Source organism: Candidatus Jordarchaeum sp. (assembly GCF_052745115.1).
On the sequence record NZ_JBRAKS010000363.1, the window covers coordinates 1 to 3,885 of the forward strand.

Here is a 3,885-nt window from a genome sequence, read left to right on the forward strand (position 1 = left end):
TGAGAATGGCGTGACCCACAAATTAACCTTACCAACCGTATTTGGCACCAGAACCAAACTAGCTTAATTCTTAAAAAAACTATAAAATTGAGTTCGCGTTTAAACATATTATTTTAAATAAAATGTAAGATATTTTTATTCTGGTGGGAGTTCACCGGACACTATTTTTTCGATTATGTTTTCTTGTGCGCAGCTCGCTGCACTCTTGAAGTCAAATCCCTTGGTGTCTATACTTATCTCATCAATTCGATCCCCATAGGTGAATTCGTTAACAATGTCAATAATTAGTCTCGTTATGTTGTACCTCTTATCCTTATATCTCACAATAATGGTCTGCCTTTCCCAGTCCACCTCGGCACCGTAAATTGTCCTCTGTAAGTTTATTGCTTCTACAATATCAATTCCAGGACATAATTCCATCATTTCTGGAGGAGAGGGAACTTTAATTCCTTCTTTGGCTAAGAGCGAGTGTTGAACAAACATCCCGAGAAGCCAGCACCGGTTAAATCTACCCGCCCATACGCGTGGTCTTCCGACCTCATCATTATATTCAGACAAGTAAAGCTCACCATATAATATTTTGATAAATGCATCTAATAAATGATTTCAAGCGGGTAACATAGATACAAAATTTAATAAATAATCCTAAAAAAATATTAACAAATACTTTTTATGGAAAAATCTCATTTAGTACTAAAGGAAAACTCTTAACAAGGTCCCAGAGTAATTCCACTAGCTAGCTTGGTTATTACAAATTTTTGATTTTAGTCTTTGGTGAGAGCTCTTCCCAGTTTAATTCCTTTTATTAGGGCTTGAATATTTCTCTCCTTTACTTTCTCTCTTAGATCCAATTCTTCCATTACGTCCAGTAGAGAATTTAAAATCGCTTCTTCCGAAACTAGGTCGGTGATGCCTATTAAAGCCCCTAGCATTATCATATTAGCTGGCGTTCTAGACTTGAAATCAGATTCCGCAATCTTAGCCGCAGGAATTCTGAAAACCTTAAAATTATTTTTCGGAAAAAACTTAACGCTTTCATCAATTAGAAGTAGGGCGCCCTCTTTCAAACTGGCAGCGAATTCTTCCAAGGATTCATCCGCTAATGCAACCAAAATGTCTGGTTCTGATACAACGGGACAAATTACGTCTTCATCAGAGATGATAATATCGGATATAGTTGATCCTCCCCTCATCCGCGACCCGTAGCTTTGAATATTAGTAGCGTCTTTTCCCTCATAAATCACCGCAGCTCGCGATAGAATAAACCCTAGAAAAACAATTCCCTGACCACCAGAACCTACAAATTGTACTTCTAGAGTTGTCAAAATTGAATCCTCTCTCCTATTCTCTAAAGGACAGTTCCAGCCAGTCCAGATGGGGCTTCTTTAACTTGATGGTTCCTCTCTGTACGCCCTCGATTAGCTTTCGGTACTCGTTACTTAGTTCTGGTCTGTCTCTATCTACAAATTCGCCCACTATCAGTTTACCCGCCCTCTCGCGTTGAGGAAGATTCTTCGCTCTCTCTAGTTTTAGGGTGCGCTCTTTAAACCATTCCATGAGTTGCTTGGAATCAGGCATCTCATTTTTTCTTCCGAACTGTGTGGGACACTGGCTGATGACTTCTATGTAGAAGAATCCCCGCTTCTGTATGCCTTTCATTATGGATTCTATTATTCTCTGAGGCTGAACGGTGCTCCACCGTGCCACATAATTCGCACCCGCTGCCGCCACCAGTTCGCAGAGATCAAAAAATCCCTCGAAACTACCATAAGGAGAAGTATACGTATAAGCACCTACTGGAGTGGTGGGGCTGGTCTGACTGCCGGTTAAAGCGTAGACCAGATTATTGACACTTATAACATTTACATCAACATTTCTTCTCGCGGCGTGTATGAGGTGTGAAATCCCTATTGCGCCACTGTCACCGTCGCCGGTGAAAACGATTACTTCAAGGTCCGGGTTGAAGAGTTTAATACCCGTTGCGAAGGCTACGGCTCTCCCATGTGTTACATGCAGACTATCAGCATCTATGTATCCCGGTATCCTGCCCGAGCAGCCTATTCCAGAAACGAAGACAATATCATCAATACTCATACCCAATTTATCGATAGCTTGAAGGGTGCAGTTTAGTATTATTCCATTGCCGCAGCCCGCACAAAACACAGTGGGCAGTCTATCCTCCCGTAAATATTTTCTAAGGGGATTAATTACAGTAAGCGTTTCAGTCATTTCTTAATCTCCTCCACAATTTATTCACACATATTTTTTAATTTCATCAAGAATTTCTTTGGGCTTAAATTGCCTGGCTATACCCATAATAGGAATCACTTCCGCCTTGCCCTTAGCGGCCTCAGCTACGGTATGAATTATTTGGCCGGCATTCAGTTCAGGAACCAGTATGTAATCCACACCCTCCGCTACTTTGAGCACTTCATCGTAGGGAAAAGGCCAGACTGTGATTAAACGCAAGTAATCAACAATAATTCCTTCCTTTTTCGCCTCAACAATCGCTTTCAACGCAACTCTGGAAACACTCCCCAGAGAAACAATCGCTATCTTCGAATTATCGGTAACTTGTTTTTCTAGAAAGGTTAACTCCCGAGAGTTGTTAACTATCTTATCCCTCAAACGTTTCACTAGATCCAGATGTTTTTTCGGGTCATCAATAGGGTAACCTTTCTCATCATGACTCAATCCGGTGAAATGGAAATGATAGCCCCCGCCCAGTGGTGGAAGTGGTGGAGGAACACCCCTTTCATCGGCTTTGAAAGGCAAAAATTCTTTTTTTGAAACCCTAGGATCTCTCCTTGTTACAATTTTTAGTTCATCGCGTTCCGGGACCTCAACCCTCTCCCTCGTGTGAGCCACTTCCTCATCAGCCAATATTATAACCGGAACCCGGAATGCCTCCGCAATGTTGAAAGCTCTGATTGTTAAGTCAAACATCTCCTGAGGAGAAGAGGGGGCAAGTGCTACAATCATGCCGTCTCCATGTTTACCCCAGAGAGCCTGCATAACATCGCCCTGAGAAACACGCGTAGGCAGTCCTGTGCTGGGACCGGCACGTTGACAATCCACGAGAACACAGGGGATCTCACACATGACCGCCAATCCCAAATTCTCCTGCATCAGAGAAAAACCAGGTCCACTAGTAGCAGTCATACCTTTGGCCCCAGCCAAAACCGCACCGATCACCGCTGCAATAGAAGAAATCTCATCCTCACACTGAAGAAAACCACCCCCCACCTCTGGCATCCTACGAGCCATAATCTCCATAATCTCCGTGGCAGGAGTAATCGGGTACCCGGCGAAGAACCTACAACCAGCAGTAATCGCACCCTCAGCACAAGCCTCATTACCACTCATAAAATAGATTCCAGACTCTAAAACAATATCCTTAAAACCACTTCCCATAGGCCACACCAGAGAAAAACCATTACTAAATCTAATTTAACTTAGGTAAAGTATCCTTTTTTAGTTATGGGTAAATACTTAGATTAGGGCTTTTCTAGCAAGGATAACCGAAATCAGCACCGAAACCGATAAGAACAATAGTAGAACAGAGGCATCAAATAACAATGAAGGAAGAATATCCATCATTGCAAACTCCCCTCCTAATAGTCCTAACTCTCCGCCCAGCATAAGTTTTCTAATTGCGTCCACAGAGTAAGCTAGAGGGTTGAAGCGGGCAATAACTTGTAGCCATTCGGGCATTGCTTCAACTGGTATTATGGCTCCACTTACAAAGAATATGGGCATTAGGAAGAGGTTTATCAGTTCGAAGAACTCGTGTCCAGCGATTTTTAGTCCCACTGCTGTTGATACAGCTGAGAACCGTTGTCCGAAACTTACCCATCTAGGACACTTCCAGATGGTGTTCGGTTC

The 3,885-nt window shown here is 42.7% G+C and carries 5 protein-coding genes; all 5 read right to left on the bottom strand.

The features are described 5' to 3' along the window. Positions 1 to 135 precede the first annotated feature (135 nt). Positions 136 to 558, bottom strand: coding sequence for a hypothetical protein (locus ACUVXA_RS17875; protein ID WP_445872644.1), 423 nt, complete (start codon positions 556 to 558; stop codon positions 136 to 138). Between the two features lie 206 nt (positions 559 to 764). Further along, complete coding sequence (locus ACUVXA_RS17880; protein ID WP_445872645.1) at positions 765 to 1,325, bottom strand: 2-oxoacid:acceptor oxidoreductase family protein; 561 nt, start codon at positions 1,323 to 1,325, stop codon at positions 765 to 767. Between the two features lie 16 nt (positions 1,326 to 1,341). After that, complete coding sequence (locus ACUVXA_RS17885) at positions 1,342 to 2,229, bottom strand: thiamine pyrophosphate-dependent enzyme (protein WP_445872646.1); 888 nt, start codon at positions 2,227 to 2,229, stop codon at positions 1,342 to 1,344. Between the two features lie 24 nt (positions 2,230 to 2,253). Then, entirely contained in the window at positions 2,254 to 3,414 is a 1,161-nt protein-coding gene (locus ACUVXA_RS17890) for a 2-oxoacid:acceptor oxidoreductase subunit alpha (protein ID WP_445872647.1), read from the bottom strand. Positions 3,415 to 3,492: 78 nt separating this feature from the next. Next, the coding region (locus tag ACUVXA_RS17895) for an ABC transporter permease (RefSeq protein ID WP_445872648.1) at positions 3,493 to 3,885 on the bottom strand (393 nt) is incomplete at its 5' end.